Source organism: Allomuricauda sp. ARW1Y1 (genome assembly GCF_013407935.1).
Taxonomy (GTDB): Bacteria; Bacteroidota; Bacteroidia; order Flavobacteriales; family Flavobacteriaceae; genus Flagellimonas.
On record NZ_JACBZU010000005.1, the window covers coordinates 106,447 to 120,970 of the forward strand.

Here is a 14,524-nt window from a genome sequence, read left to right on the forward strand (position 1 = left end):
CCCTTTGGGGTAAGTCTGCTATATATCAATCCGTCCGTTTTTTAATCTGTTTACAACTTTTTTCAACACCTTTTATTTATGAAAGTTCTAAAATTTGGAGGCACTTCCGTAGCCAATCCAGAAAACATCAATAAGGTCAAATCTATCTTGGCCCAACAGAAAGAGCAGCAAATTGCGGTAGTCGTTTCCGCCTTTGGAGGGGTGACCGACGTGCTTCTTAACGCCTCTCAAGCGGCTTCCCAACAAGATATCAACTATAAAAATAGCCTCAAGGCGATTGAGGACCGGCACATATCGGCCATTCGCGAACTGATTCCCGTCAAGTCACAAAGTGCGGCGTTGAGCAAGGTAAAAAGCGAGCTGAACGTACTGGAAACCCTTTTGGAAGGTTCTTTTTTGATTGGGGAGATAACGCCAAAACTTTCCGATAAAATCGTCAGCTATGGGGAACTCCTTTCCTCATTTATCATCAGTGAATTTTTGAAATCCGAAGGATTGGATGCAGTTTACAAGGACAGTAGGGAACTCATCAAAACCGACAACCATTTTGGCAAGGCCAATGTTGACTTTGTAACCACCAATGCCAATTGCAAGGCCTATTTTGAATCCGCCGAACATCAAATCACCCTATTGCCCGGCTTTGTCGCTTCCAGTAAAAGTGGCAATTTGACTACTTTGGGCAGGGGAGGTTCCGACTACACGGCTGCCATCATCGCCGCCGCTGTGGATGCCGATATGCTGGAAATATGGACCGATGTAAGCGGAATGTACACGGCCAACCCCAAGTTGGTGAAACAGGCGAAGTGCGTGGCCCACATCAGCTATCAAGAGGCGATGGAACTTTCCCATTTTGGGGCCAAGGTACTCTATCCGCCTACCATTCAACCCGTATTGGGCAGGGAAATACCGATAGCCATAAAAAACACTTTCGACCCTGAAAATCCAGGTACGCTAGTGGCCAAAAACACCAATGGAAATGGCAAAACCGTCCGAGGCATCAGTCATGTGGGCAACATTAGTCTATTATCGCTTGAAGGTCCCGGGATGATTGGAATTCCGGGCATCTCCAAACGCTTTTTTGAGACGCTTTCGGTCAAGAACATCAGTATTGTGCTGATTACCCAAGCCTCATCCGAACATTCCATCTGCGTAGGTATTGCCGACCAAGATGTGGATGTGGCAGCGGAGGCCGTAAACGAAACTTTCGAATTCGAGATTTCCACCAAAAAGATAAAGCCGGTCATCGTTGAAAAAGACCTTACCATTGTAGCCTTGGTCGGTGATAATATGAAGAGCCATCAAGGACTGAGCGGTAAAATGTTCAGCACCTTGGGCAAAAACAACGTGAACATTCGGGCCATTGCACAAGGAGCATCCGAGCGAAACATATCGGCGGTCATCAAAAAAGAGGACGTCAAAAAGGCGCTCAATTCGCTTCATGAGACCTTTTTTGAGGAAAACATCAAGCAGCTCAACCTTTTTGTAATGGGCGTTGGAAACGTAGGCTCCAAATTCCTGGCACAAATCCGTCAGCAGAAAAAATATTTAAAAGAAGAGCTAAAACTGAATGTACGCGTCATCGGCATGAGCAACTCCAGAACCATGGCGTTTGATGAAAACGGGATTTCCCTCAAGGACTGGGAAAGCATCTTGGAGCAAGGCGAACCGGCGGACAAGCAGAAATTTTTCGACCGCATCAATACCTTGAACTACCGCAACAGTATTTTTGTGGACAACACGGCGAGCGAAGAAGTCTCGAAAAGTTATGCGAGCTATCTCAAGAACAGCATTTCGGTGGTGACTTGCAATAAAATTGCCTCTTCTTCGGACTATGCCTACTACAAGGAGTTGAAACAATTGGCCAAACAGTATAATGCCCCCTACCTCTTTGAGACCAATGTTGGTGCGGGATTGCCCATCATCGACACCTTAAAGCATTTGATTGCCTCCGGGGACAGGGTCAGAAAAATACAGGCTGTGTTATCGGGCAGTCTCAATTTTGTCTTTAACACCTTCGATGATTCCACCACCTTTCACGATGTGGTAAAACAGGCACAGGAACAAGGGTACACCGAACCGGACCCGACCATCGACTTGAGCGGCGTGGACGTGATGCGAAAGATTTTGATATTGGCTAGGGAGAGCGGCCATCAATTGGATATCGATGACATTGAAAATGAATCCTTTCTGCCGAAAGAAAGCTTGGATACCGATTCCAATGAAGCCTTTTTTGAAAGCTTGAAAAAATATGAGGACGATTTCCAAAAATTGTACAGCGACGCAGCTGCGAAGGACTGCAAATTAAAATATGTTGCACAGTTTGAGGATGGAAAGGCGAAAGTGGGCCTACAGCAAATTCCCAAGGGGCACGATTTTTATAATTTGGAAGGCAGTGACAATATCGTTTTGTTCTTTACCGACCGTTATGTGAACCAACCCTTGATCATAAAAGGTGCCGGAGCGGGGGCAGATGTGACTGCATCGGGTATCTTTGCAGATATTGTACGAATCGGAAACTTTTAACCCATGGAAGAAATCAAGGTATTTTGCCCAGCGACCATAGCCAACGTATCCTGCGGATTTGATGTGCTCGGTTTGGCGTTGGATTCGGTGGGTGATGCAATGACGGTTCGCAAGATTCCCGAAAAAGGGATTCGTATTTCAAAGATTATGGGGCAAGACCTTCCTTTGGAAGCTGAAAAAAATGTTGCAGGTGTTGCTGGTTTGGCGCTTTTGGACAAAAGTGATTACGAGGGCGGATTTGAGATTGAAATTGATAAGCGCATCAAACCTGGGAGCGGTATTGGCAGCAGCGCAGCCAGCTCCACTGGAGCGGTTTGGGCCATGAACGAACTCTTAGGGAAGCCCTTTTCAAAGCTCGAATTGGTCGAGTTTGCCATGCAGGGAGAAAAACTGGCAAGCGATGTGGCCCACGCCGATAATGTGGCCCCGGCCATTTATGGTGGTTTTACGTTGGTCCGGAGCTACGAACCTTTGGACATTGTCCCCATACCGACACCTTCGGAATTGTACGCAACGGTAATCCACCCGCAAATTGAAATCAAGACATCCGATTCCCGAAAAATTTTGAAGACGACCATTTCCATGCAACAAGGCATTCGGCAATGGGGCAATTTGGGCGGACTCATCGCTGGGCTTTTTCAGAATGATTATGATTTGATAAGTCGTTCCTTGGAGGACCATATCGTAGAACCCATCCGTTCCATTTTGATTCCCGCTTTTGATGACATCAAGGCCAATGCTCTCAGCGCAGGGGCACTCGGCAGTGGTATTTCAGGCTCCGGACCCTCTATTTTTGCCTTGAGCAAAGGTGAAACGATAGCCCAACAAGTGGCAGCATCCATGAAGGAAACATATCAAAATATAGGCATCGATTTCGATATCCATATTTCGAAAGTCAACAGCCAAGGCGTAAAAAAAATAACCTAAATCCCATGAAGTTTTACAGTCTAAACGATAAGGACATACAGGCATCGTTCAAAGAGGCGGTCATAGCAGGAATTGCACCCGACAAGGGGCTATACTTTCCGGAGAAAATTACACCACTCAATCCCGATTTTTTTGAGAATATTGAAAAGATTTCCAATCACGAAATAGCTTTCAAAGCCATTCATCAGTTTGTGAGCGACGATATTCCCGATGAAGTCCTGAAAGAAATCATAGCCAACACCTTGGATTTTGATTTTCCCGTGGTGGAGATTGAGGAAAATGTGGCGGCCTTGGAACTTTTCCATGGGCCAACCATGGCCTTTAAGGACGTTGGTGCCCGTTTTATGGCGAATTGTTTGGGCTACTTTTCACAAGGGCAAAAACAGGATGTTACGGTATTGGTGGCTACTTCTGGAGATACCGGCGGTGCCGTTGCCAATGGCTTTTTAGGGGTTGATGGGGTAAAAGTGGTTATCCTCTACCCCAGCGGCAAGGTGAGTGAAATCCAAGAAAAACAACTGACCACCTTGGGCCAAAATATCGAGGCCATGGAAGTGGATGGTGTTTTTGACGATTGCCAGCGTATGGTGAAGACAGCGTTTTTGGATACTGAAATCACGGACCATAAAAAATTGACCTCGGCAAACAGCATCAATGTGGCCCGATGGCTGCCCCAACTGTTTTACTTTTTATTTGCCTACAAGCAAGCCAAATCAAAGGGAAAGAATATTGTATTTTCTGTGCCTTCGGGTAATTTTGGAAATATCTGTGCCGGGATGGTGGCCCAAAAATTGGGCATGCCCGTCAAACATTTTGTGGCATCTACCAATGTAAACGATGTGGTTCCCAAATACATGAAAAAAGGGGTATATGAACCCATGCCTTCCGTAGCGACCATTTCCAACGCTATGGATGTGGGAGACCCAAGTAATTTTGTTCGCATCAGGCAGTTATACCAAAACAACCTGGAAACACTACAAAACAACCTCTCCTCCTATTCCTTTTCGGATACGGCAACCAAACAAATCATGCAAGAGGTGTATGCCAAAACAGGCTACCTAATGGACCCCCACGGTGCAGTGGGGTATCTTGGGTTAAAGGAATATCAAAAATCACAGCCCGATACCTTTGGTATTTTCTTGGAAACGGCGCATCCCGTTAAATTTTTGGATGTGGTCGAAGACACATTGGAAGTACGTCCAGAAATTCCACCACAAATCATGAAAGTGATGGACAAGGATAAAAAGTCACATCGAATTACGAGTTACGAAGAGCTGAAACAGCACTTGCTTCAGCATTAATCTAATTTGGGCAGTTTAAAACTGTCCAACGGACTAGGCTGCTTCATCACTTCCTCGATGGCCTCAGTGGTACGTGGTGCCATGCCGGAAAGGTTGACAGGCCCATCTTCCGTAATCAAGATATCATCTTCGATTCGGACAGCAATGCCCCACCACTTTTCATCACAGGCACTGTTTTCGGGTATATAAATTCCTGGCTCAACAGTAATTACTTGGTTGGGCTTAAAGGCCTGGTACGTACCTGCATCATGCACATCCAATCCCAAGTAATGGGAAGTTCCGTGTGGAAAGTAGGTCCGGGCCTCTTTGGCATCCTTAATGATTCCAAGGTCCAACAAGCCTTGGGTCACCACTTCCAAAGCGGCTTTATGTGGCTCTCCGAAGGATGCGCCGACCACACTTGCGGCGATCCCTGCTTCCTGCGCATCATAGACGATATCGTAGATGGCCTTTTGCTCCGGTGAAAATTTGCCGTTGGCAGGGATGGTACGGGTCACATCAGCAGTATACCCGTGATATTCCGCTCCCAAATCCATCAGTACCAAATCGTCTCCCACCTTCGTCTTATTGTTCTCAATGTAATGAAGAATGCAGCCGTTGTGTCCACCACCCACAATGGAGGGATAGCCTTCATACTCGGCACCATACCTTTTGTACACATATTCGTGAACGCCCTGTATCTCGGTCTCGGACATATTGGGGTGCATGGCCTTCATCACCTCTATTTGACCGACTGCGGAAATTTCGATGGCCTTTTTGAGCAATTTCAATTCCTCTGGGGTTTTGTCCTGTCGCAATTCGGCCATCACCGAAGGCAGGATGCTGGAATCCAGATTGGAAGATCTTTGGACTACGAGCACTTTGTTTTTGATTTCATCGCGGATCTCATCGGAATTCGCCTCCACGAAATCGTTGAGCAAATCATCTTCTTGCAATTCGGGATTCCGCTCCATAAATCTTTGGATAGTTTCAGCGACCTCAGCGGAATTATCGGCGGTTGCCCCAGCAATTCTTTTGTACAACTGGTTTCGTATAGGGTTATAATCGGCAGGGTAGTTTGCCTTTATCTTGAAGGTTTTGACCAAATCAAACAAATCTGCCGTTCCCGGTTTATCACGATAGTCGTTATGAAAATCAACGAAGGAAACATTATCAAAAGATTCAAAATCCAAGGGGAAATTCTCGAATTCACTACCATTAAAAACCATATTGAAACCCAGCTTTTCCTTGACGCCTTCAACACCCAAGCGTTTTCCGGTCCATTGCTCGGCTCTTGCATTTCGCTCTTGCACATAAAATATTTCATCAAACGTATTTCCGGAGGCATCGGTCTGGGGTTCGGAGAAAAGAATCAGCACGGCATTCGGCTCCTTGTACCCTGTCAAATAGTAAAAATTGGGGTCCTGATGGTACACGTAGTCCACATCGTTTGCCCGATTGCGTTCTGCGTTGGCAAAAAGCACTACTGCGGTATTAGGAGGTAGTTTAGCTCTTACGGCATCCCTTCTATCCTTATGAAAATCGGCCGGAAGATAGTCAGTGGGCAAATCCTGGGAAATCCCAGCGGTTATGAATAAAATAGCCGACAAAAGGCTCCATTTGATTTTTGACATGATTACATATTTTGATGAAAATACAAATTTTGGACATACGATATATCCAATATGAAGTCAGTTTTAGCAAAATCATAATACCCGAAAATAAGGGTATCCTTAATTAATTCTATAAATTTGCCCATCGTAAAATTAGAGTCAATGAAAAATACTGCACTTACCGAAACGCACAAAGCGTTGGGAGCCAAAATGGTGCCCTTTGCGGGTTATAACATGCCCGTTTCTTATGAAGGTGTAAATGTGGAACATGAAACCGTTCGCAAGGCGGTAGGGGTGTTCGATGTGTCACATATGGGCGAGTTTTTGGTCGAAGGGCCCAAAGCTTTGGAACTGATCCAGAAAGTGACGACCAACGACGCTTCCAAATTGACCGTCGGCAAGGCGCAGTACAGTTGCATGCCCAACGAAACGGGGGGTATTGTGGACGACTTAATCATTTATCGAGTCAAGGAAGAAACTTATCTTTTAGTGGTGAACGCATCCAACATTGATAAGGACTGGGACCATATTTCCAAATACAACGAGGCCATTGGTGCCGACATGAGAAATATCTCAGACGAGTATTCACTTTTGGCCATTCAAGGTCCAAAGGCGGTGGAGGCGATGCAAAGTTTGACTTCGGTCGATTTGGCTTCCATCAACTTTTACAGTTTTGTCGTCGGCGATTTTGCCGGCATCGAGCATGTCATCATTTCTGCGACCGGCTACACGGGTTCTGGCGGTTTTGAGATTTATTGCAAAAACTCCGAAGTACAGCAGGTATGGGACAAGGTACTGGAGGCCGGGGCCAGCTTTGGAATCAAACCTATTGGTTTGGCGGCACGGGATACGCTACGTTTGGAAATGGGCTACTGCCTTTACGGAAACGACATTGACGATACCACCTCCCCTTTTGAAGCTGGGTTGGGCTGGATCACCAAATTCACCAAGGAATTCGTGAACAGTGAAAACTTGTCCAAAGAAAAAGCCGATGGATCCAAAAGAAAGCTCGTTGCCTTCCAGATGGAGGAACGGGGGATTCCAAGGGCTGGATATCCGATTCTGGATAGCGAGGGCAATCAAATTGGCAAGGTGACTTCGGGTACCATGTCCCCTTCCCTTTCCAAAGGAATCGGTTTGGGCTATGTCACCATGGAACATTCCAAGGTCGACTCCCCAATTTTTATTCAAATACGAATCAACAAGGTTCCTGCAACGGTGGTAAAACTGCCATTTTATAAAAATACTTAGTTAGCCTTTGGATAAAAAAAAGATATTGATATTAGGAGCGAGCGGATTTGTGGGCAATGCCATATACAAAGAGCTTTGCTCCTATTTTGATACCTATGGCACCTATTATTCCAATCGTTCGTTTGCCAAGAACAAGCAGTTTATGCGCTACGACCTGGAAGAGGACGACATTTTTCAGGTTTTGGAGAAAGTCAGCCCAGACGTAATTATTTCAGCTATTCGCGGTAACTTTCCCGCCCAGATACAGGCGCATCAGCATTTGATGGAGTATTTGATTCGGACCAAGGCCAAACTCTACTTTATTTCTTCGGCCAATGTGTTCGATGCTTACAGTAAATTTCCATCCTACGAATATGACAAGACCTTATCGTTGAGTGTTTATGGTAGGCTAAAAATCAAGATTGAAAATATGATGATGCGGTTACCCAAGGAAAAAACGGCCATTTTAAGGGTGCCCATGGTATTTGGCAACGCTTCTCCCCGAATTCGGGAAATCAAGGAACATATTGAAAACAATGAACCGATTGAGGTATTTCCCAACCTGATCATCAATGTGACCAACGACGATAGGCTTACCCAACAAATCCATTACCTGATCAACAGGAACAAGACGGGAATCTATCATTTGGGGAGCAGTGACCTTATCCAGCATGAGGAGTTCATCAAAGAGGTTATAGCCCACTTGGGCAATTATCATCCTGTGTACAAAAGGGTGTACACTACCAATGAGGATAGGTATTTGGCCGCTTTGCCCAAGGATAATATCCTGCCCAAGAACCTTCGTATCAGTTGTCAGGAGATCATTGAGAAGCATTTTACCGGAAATGATGTTTAATTGCTTCATGGATTCCAACTCATAAAAATCCAAGGAAGAGGTCATTTTATTCTTACATCATTTTAAACAAATATTCATCCGTCAATTTAAAAGGGGCATCCGTCAATTGAAAAGGGGCATCCGTCAATTGGGAATGAAAAATCCCAACTGAAAAATATAAATTGCCAGCATCCGCAGATAACCCCGATTAATTAAATCAAAAAAAATGAAAATTAAAGCAAACTTAATTGTATGTACCTTGGGGTTATTTGTCTATGGATGTAGTTCCGATGATGCCACACCTGTTAAAGATCCTATTTCTGATGAAGTACCAACCGAAAACGAACCAACAACATCTGAATTACAGGACAAAACTGTCGATTTTTTGACAAACAATGGAGATTTAAAAGTTTGGAAAGTATCTTCTGCAATAGTAACAAATGGAACTGAATCGTTTGATATATCAGATAACTTTAATGTTTTGGACGATGAGATTGTTTTTTCTGGAAACAAAGAAAATGGTTCACTTGAATGGAGAAAAGGCCATGACATAAACCTATCAGGCCAAAATATTGAAGAAACCCTTCTAGACTATTATCGGTCTCCAAAGAGCTCTCCTTTTTCGTTTGTTGGAGAGAGCGACTCAACTTTGACATCCGATGATTTTGATATTCAAATATCTGATGAATCCAGTGTATTACTTACTTTAGGTAGTAATGCAACAGCAAAATCAAAAAATACAACGAACAAAGACTTAGATGTACAAGTCAACTTTGTTTTGACTCCGAAGGTTCCTAACGATTACAAGTTTGCACCTGACGACTTGGTTTTTTCCGAAGCCTTTACCGTAGCAACAGCATCAGTTGAAACCCACTCCCCTGGAATGATTGGTTCCAATAGTGACAATAGCTTCTTCTATGTAACTCGTGAGGATGGCTATACTTATGGAAACCCTGATAATCCTCAACAAATTCGTCCAGATAGAGTTGTGAAATTTGATTTGGATGATATGTCTCAAACTGAATTTGTAGACTATGAAAATATAGGCTCGGCTACAAAACAGTTACATATTATAAATAATGAACTGATTAGTATTGGCGGAGGCTCAATAAGGAAATATGATTTTGATTTAACAAATCAGGTAATCAGCGACTACAATTCAGGACTTATTTCAGAAGAATTTGGGACCGAAATTGTTTTGTCAAGGTTTGGCATGGCGGTACAGGACGATTATGTCTACATCATAGGCGGTGCAACAACTTGGTTTGGGGATGAATGGCAAGGAGCCATTGAGGAGACTAAAAACATTTATAGGTTGGATTTGAACAATAACTCCCTGACGTTTTTTGCGCAACTTCCTGAACCACGATTTGGAGCAAGGGGAACCATTGTTGACAATAAAATGTATGTTTTTGGCGGCTCACCAGAGTTTGGTTATTTAACACCTGCCACCGACACTATTTATATTATTGACATGAACAATCCTGACAGTATCCAAACCCTAAATTTGGGCTCCGAAATTCAGCATAGTTTTGTTCAAAAAGATGACAATATTATTTATGTAACGGGTTACAAAATTTTAGATTTTACTGATCAAGGATTAGGAAATGTAACTGTCAACTATGACAATACCAAAATATGGGCGTTCGATACAGAAGATAATAGTCTAAAGGAATTGTCCCATAATCTATCCAATCCAAACGGAGGTAGTGCTGTGCACCAAATGGCGATATTCAACGGAAAAATGTTTTTATTGTACGGTGATAGAGATGAAAGTTTGGCCAATGAGGATAACTTTTATTGGCCTCTCCAAGAGTGGAAAGTTTACATGGCTGATTTGGAATAAAATCTGATGGCACATAAATTTTAAAGGCATACCTAATCCGTATGCCTTTTTTATTTTGAGCTCATTAAAATTGATTATCTTTTAAAAAAGCACGTATTTATGAAAAAATTACATACCGAAGAAATCAAAGACGCCCTTAAAAATCTATCAGGCTGGACCTTAAATGATGACATGATTCAAAAATCTTTCACTTTTGGGGATTTTATGGAAGCATTCTCCGTGATGACACACATTGCCTTTGCATGTGAAAAGCAAAACCACCATCCCAATTGGGAAAATGTCTACAATACCCTTAACATACACCTAAGTACACACGATGCAGGAGGTGTTACCCAAAAGGATATCGACCTGGCAAAATCCATCGAAAAAATTGTTGGTCAGCGTTAAAAATTATCGACTTGACAAAGGGGCATTTTTTGCTAAATTTGCCAGCATCCAGAATGTAAGATGTTATGGGAAGAGCGTTCGAGTTTAGAAAAGCACGAAAAATGAAGCGCTGGGCAGCGATGTCCAAAGCGTTTACCAGAATTGGGAAAGACATTGTAATGGCGGTCAAGGAAGGTGGTCCCGACCCAGATGCCAATGCGAAGCTCCGTGCCGTCATTCAAAATGCCAAGGCGGTAAACATGCCCAAGGACAATATTGAGCGTGCTATCAAAAGGGCTTCTGACAAAAACCAAGGAGATTATAAAGAAGTACTCTTTGAGGGCTACGCACCCCATGGTATTGCCATTTTGATTGAGACCGCCACCGACAACAATACGCGAACCGTGGCCAACATCCGGAGTTATTTCAACAAATGTAATGGGAGTTTGGGAACATCGGGTTCGGTTGAATTCATGTTCGACCATACCTGTAATTTTACCATTAATGGTGAAGGTATCGACCCAGAGGAACTGGAACTGGAGATGATCGACTTTGGGGCCGAAGAAGTGTTCACGGATGAGGACGGAATTCATATTTATGCGCCTTTCGAGAATTTTGGGGCCATTCAAAAAGAACTGGAGTCCAAGGGAATCGAGATTATCTCTTCAGGTTTTGAACGCATCCCACAGGTAACCAAGGAGCTCAGCGAAGAAGAGGCAGCCGATGTGGAAAAACTACTCGAGAAAATTGAAGAGGATGATGACGTGCAGAACGTATATCATACCATGAAGGAATAGACACCAAATCAACAATATAAAAAAGGGGCATAGTTTTCAGACCATGCCCCTTTTTAGTTTAAATCATTTAACTACTTATCGAATACTTTGGGCCAAAGTCAAAACCTTGTTAGCCAAGGACGAGATAGCGTTGGCGTATCTTTGGTCCCACTCTTCCAATCGATCTGTGGATTTCAAGGAAATCTCATATTCCAATCCAGGTAAAATCCATGAAGCATATCCACTAAAAGGATCTGTTGAAGCGTACAGGGATTTGAACCACGACCCATAATACATCCCTTTTTCGTCGATAAAGCTTTTTTCCAGGGCAATCAATTGCTTGTTGATGTCCTTGATTTCCTTTTTGGACAATGCGCCCGACGACAAGGCGTTGGACAAAGTTTCATCCAAAAGTTGGGTGTTCTTTTCCAAAGTAGCAATGGATTGGTCCACTTGATCAAAACCTTCAAATTCGGCATGGAATCCTTTGATTTTTTCCACGGTCTTGGCAAAGTGCCCTTTCAAATCCACAGCATATCGTTCTACATCGTACGGAATCAATTCGGCATTGGCCATACGCAAGGTCATGAGTCCCGTCCATTGCTCAATGGTACCTCCCATTTTAAACTCGGGATCCACAAAAGTTTCGTAAAAGTGGAAACTGTCGTAATTGGTGTGATACAAGGTAGGGCCTCCTGCTCCACCGCTCAACGAAGGAACCCCTACGTGCATATAAAAACCGATATGGTCGGAACCTCCTCCCAAATTACCAATAGTGGGCTCCTCCTTATCACCTCTCCACTGATCATAGAGCGACTTTTCCGAATAGGGGTAATCCACTTTTTTAGCCATTTCAGAGACCAAGTTTTTCAAGGTTGGAGAGGAAGATGCACCAAAGTTTTTTCCGGATACACCTCCATCAAAATTGAGGTAGGCAACCGCTTTGGCCCCCAATTCATCCTTGAGTTGCTCCACCCATTCGGAGGAACCTATCACACCGTGCTCCTCGGCATCCCAATGTGCAATCAGGATAGATCTTTTGGGACCGTTTCCACTTTTGACCAATTTTCCAATGCTTTCGCTCAGGGATAATAGCATGGCCGTTCCGCTGTTGGGGTCCGTGGCTCCAAAGGCCCAAGCGTCGTAATGGCACCCTAGAATGATCCATTCATCTGGATATTCGGTACCCTTGAATGTTCCCACCACATTGCTCACACGCACAAATTCCTTGGGTTGGTCTACATACAGCCGAACGGTCAATTCCTCGCCACCTTCAAGTCGGTAGGTATAGGGCAAGCCGCCCTGCCATTCTTGCGGGACCGGTTTTCCTTTCATGTTGCCAATAATTTCTTTTGCCGAACCGTAGGGCAACGGTAACACGGGTATGGTATGCAAGGCTGCTTCGGATGGGTCCATCCGCTGAACTTTCTTTTTGCCGTCCAAGGGAAGTGCAGGTTCAAAAGGGGTCAGTGGGTCTCCTTGATAGTCCAAAGTAAGAACGGAGCCCCGTTGTATGGCGCTTTCATTATAGGTGTATCCTTCGGGGTAGACCAAGCCTTTGGTGTACCCGCTATCGGCTGGGTCGGTATACATAATGAGTCCCGCTGCCCCATATTGCTCCGCAAATTTGGCCTTGTATCCCCTAAAATTCCGTCCATAACGGGCAATAACAATTTTTCCTTTTACATCAACACCCATTTCAGCGAGGCGTTCAAAGTCTTCCTTGGTCCCATAATTGGCGTACACCACCGCAGCGGTTACATCACCACTTCCTGAATAGGCGTTCCAGCCCTTCTCCAAGGTAGGGTCAGAAGAAAACCGGTCTTCGTCCAAAATATTTTCCTGCTGGTTCAGTGGCCTACGGTAGGGCGTAACCAGTTCCACTGAGGAGCTTCCGCCAGAAGTGGACATGTAAATATCATAAGGATAGAAATCCACTTTCATCCCAGCATTTTCCATGACGGTGGCCATATATTCGGCCACTTCTTCGTTGGCAGCAGTTCCGGCCACATGGGGTTTTTCCGTGAGTTTTTGAAGGTGCTCCCTATATTTTGGGAAATCCACGCTTTTCAGAAAAGTAGCCTCTGTTTGGGCTTGTTTTTGCATGGCAGAAGGGGTGTACCCGTTCCAATCTTGTGCGGATAATGTCGAAGTAAGCATTAAACCCGCAAAGGCAATGAGATACCTAGAATTTTTTCTCGAATTTTTGAGCTTGATCATTTGAGTTAGTTTTGGTTGCCTAAATATAGGGTTTATAATGCTCAAAAATTCTCCAAGCCTTGGGACCAAATCAATTTATAAAGTGTATGGAAAACTTACCACGAGGAAACAACAGCACTAAAAAATCAAAAGGACCTACAACTGTAGATCGTTAAGACACCTAATTAACCTAACCTAAAACAATGTAAACCACTAACTCGTACTAGGATTTAATACCGAAAGGCAAACAAGACCTTTTTGGTAAGTCCGACGAATTGGTCGCTGTACTTTTACGTACGGAGATTCCGTAGAAGTGGTTTGGTTGTAGGGTAGAAAATCTTATGGACAATTATTGTCACTTAAAATTCAAGGAAAACTGTAGGCTGGAATTTTGCCTTTTACCCCCCTATAGAAATCGTGAATCCTTGCAAAATCACTTTCCTGGTTATCGGTTACCCAAAATGGTTCGCCAATTTTGATTTCTTTCTTGCCAAAATCGAAGGCCACCATCACAATGGGTACATTGGCCTTTTGGGCAATATGATAAAACCCGGTTCGCAATTGGGTTACTTTTTTACGGGTACCTTCGGGTGCCAGAGCCAATCGGAATACTTTTCGTTCTTTAAAGATTTGAACGATATTGTCCACCGTATTGGAGCTTTTGGAACGATCTACGGGTGCACCTCCCGTCCAACGAAAAAACCATCCAAACGGAGGCTTGAAAAGACTCTTTTTTCCAATGTAGTTGATTTCTTCCTTGATGACTTTTCGAATCAACAGGCCTAGAAAAAAATCTAACCAATGGGTGTGCGGAATTACAATGACGACACATTGATCCAATTTTGGAAACTGTCCGTTAAGTTTCCAACCCAACAACTTAAAATAAATAAACTTCGCTAGTGACTGCATGATTAGAAGGATTCGTTCCT

The 14,524-nt window shown here is 43.9% G+C and carries 11 protein-coding genes; 8 read left to right on the forward strand and 3 right to left on the reverse strand.

Annotated elements, in window-relative coordinates; all coding sequences use genetic code 11:
- Positions 1–78 precede the first annotated feature (78 nt).
- Genes thrA through thrC form a run of 3 tightly spaced genes read left to right on the forward strand, consistent with a single transcriptional unit; the run spans position 79 to position 4,751 of the window.
- A complete protein-coding gene (gene thrA, locus GGE08_RS13435; protein ID WP_179385401.1) occupies positions 79–2,523 on the forward strand; it encodes a bifunctional aspartate kinase/homoserine dehydrogenase I in 2,445 nt (814 codons plus the stop codon).
- Positions 2,524–2,526: 3 nt separating this feature from the next.
- Positions 2,527–3,450 (forward strand): homoserine kinase, encoded by a 924-nt coding sequence (locus tag GGE08_RS13440; RefSeq protein WP_179385402.1) that lies wholly within the window; start codon positions 2,527–2,529, stop codon positions 3,448–3,450.
- Positions 3,451–3,455: 5 nt separating this feature from the next.
- A complete protein-coding gene (thrC, locus tag GGE08_RS13445; protein ID WP_179385403.1) occupies positions 3,456–4,751 on the forward strand; it encodes a threonine synthase in 1,296 nt (431 codons plus the stop codon).
- Here the strand turns inward: thrC and GGE08_RS13450 are convergent.
- Positions 4,748–6,364, reverse strand: a complete 1,617-nt coding sequence (locus GGE08_RS13450; protein WP_179385404.1) for an aminopeptidase P family protein — start codon at positions 6,362–6,364, stop codon at positions 4,748–4,750. The two genes, thrC and GGE08_RS13450, sit on opposite strands and share 4 nt — an antisense overlap.
- 141 nt (positions 6,365–6,505) lie before the next feature.
- Here GGE08_RS13450 and gcvT point away from each other — a divergent pair, with 141 nt between their 5' ends.
- The 5 genes from gcvT (at position 6,506) to GGE08_RS13475 (ending at position 11,417) form a co-directional block, all read left to right on the forward strand.
- Positions 6,506–7,594: a glycine cleavage system aminomethyltransferase GcvT gene (gcvT, locus tag GGE08_RS13455; RefSeq protein WP_179385405.1), complete on the forward strand. Its 1,089-nt coding sequence runs from the start codon at positions 6,506–6,508 to the stop codon at positions 7,592–7,594.
- Positions 7,595–7,601: 7 nt separating this feature from the next.
- Positions 7,602–8,429 (forward strand): sugar nucleotide-binding protein, encoded by an 828-nt coding sequence (locus GGE08_RS13460; RefSeq protein WP_179385406.1) that lies wholly within the window; start codon positions 7,602–7,604, stop codon positions 8,427–8,429.
- A 205-nt stretch (positions 8,430–8,634) separates the two neighbouring features.
- Positions 8,635–10,254: a hypothetical protein gene (locus tag GGE08_RS13465; protein ID WP_179385407.1), complete on the forward strand. Its 1,620-nt coding sequence runs from the start codon at positions 8,635–8,637 to the stop codon at positions 10,252–10,254.
- A gap of 99 nt (positions 10,255–10,353) precedes the next feature.
- Entirely contained in the window at positions 10,354–10,641 is a 288-nt protein-coding gene (locus GGE08_RS13470) for a 4a-hydroxytetrahydrobiopterin dehydratase (RefSeq protein ID WP_179385408.1), read from the forward strand.
- A 65-nt stretch (positions 10,642–10,706) separates the two neighbouring features.
- Positions 10,707–11,417, forward strand: coding sequence for a YebC/PmpR family DNA-binding transcriptional regulator (locus GGE08_RS13475; RefSeq protein ID WP_127139810.1), 711 nt, complete (start codon positions 10,707–10,709; stop codon positions 11,415–11,417).
- Positions 11,418–11,492: 75 nt separating this feature from the next.
- On the opposite strand, the gene GGE08_RS13480 is transcribed toward GGE08_RS13475, so the two are convergent.
- A complete protein-coding gene (locus tag GGE08_RS13480) occupies positions 11,493–13,616 on the reverse strand; it encodes a M28 family peptidase (RefSeq protein WP_218847546.1) in 2,124 nt (707 codons plus the stop codon).
- Between the two features lie 345 nt (positions 13,617–13,961).
- A complete protein-coding gene (locus GGE08_RS13485) occupies positions 13,962–14,504 on the reverse strand; it encodes a 1-acyl-sn-glycerol-3-phosphate acyltransferase (protein ID WP_179385409.1) in 543 nt (180 codons plus the stop codon).
- Positions 14,505–14,524: the final 20 nt, after the last annotated feature.